The sequence below is a fragment of the Peptoniphilus sp. oral taxon 836 str. F0141 genome (genome assembly GCF_000179335.1).
Taxonomy (GTDB): domain Bacteria; phylum Bacillota; class Clostridia; order Tissierellales; family Peptoniphilaceae; genus Peptoniphilus_A; species Peptoniphilus_A lacrimalis.
Genome location: NZ_AEAA01000088.1, coordinates 1 through 824, shown reverse-complemented (window position 1 = coordinate 824; position 824 = coordinate 1). Strand labels below are relative to the sequence as shown.

Sequence of the window (824 nt, the reverse complement as noted above, 5' to 3'; positions counted from 1 at the left end):
ATTTAATTTCTCTAATTGTATCAAGAACACCTGTAGATTGACCATGAGCAGTATCAATAACAATTACATCAGCCTTAGATTTATTTAAAGCTTCAACTCTTTCAAGTACATCTTTTGTTACACCAACTGCTGCACCTGCAAGGAGTCTTCCAGATTCATCTCTTGCTGAATGTGGATATTGTTCATGTTTTTCTATATCTTTAATAGTTATTAATCCCTTTAAGATATTATTTTTATCCACTAAAGGCAATTTTTCAATTTTATGTCCCTTTAGAATTTTCAAAGCTTCTTCTAAAGAAATTCCTGGTGTGCCTGTAATAAGATTTTCAGAAGTCATAACTTCCTTAATTTTCCTCTTATTATCAGTTTCAAATCTTATATCCCTATTAGTTATTATTCCTTCTAATCTACCTTTGTCATCAATAATTGGAACTCCGGAAATTTTATATCTTTCCATTAATTCAGAAGCATCGCCAATTGTATGGTTTTTAGATAAAGAAAATGGGTCAGTAATTACACCATGCTCACTTCTTTTAACCTTATCAACTTCAAGAGCTTGTTCTTTAATGGACATATTTTTGTGTATAATACCTATACCGCCTTCTCTTGCCATAGCAATAGACATTCTATATTCTGTAACTGTATCCATACCAGCAGACATCAAAGGAATATTTAATTTAATCTTTCTTGTTAAATTTGTAGTTAAATCTACTTGGTTAGGCAGAACACTAGATTTTGCCGGCATTAATAAAATATCATCAAAAGTTAATCCTTCTCCAAAAAATTTCATATACCCTCCTACTTATTTTTCTTTTATATCAATG

1 protein-coding gene is annotated in these 824 nt (G+C 30.5%); it reads right to left on the bottom strand.

The window, feature by feature from the left end:
* Positions 1-790, bottom strand: a 790-nt coding sequence (locus tag HMPREF9131_RS03780; RefSeq protein ID WP_009345480.1) for an IMP dehydrogenase, incomplete at its 3' end; no start/stop codon positions are given.
* Positions 791-824 lie beyond the last annotated feature (34 nt).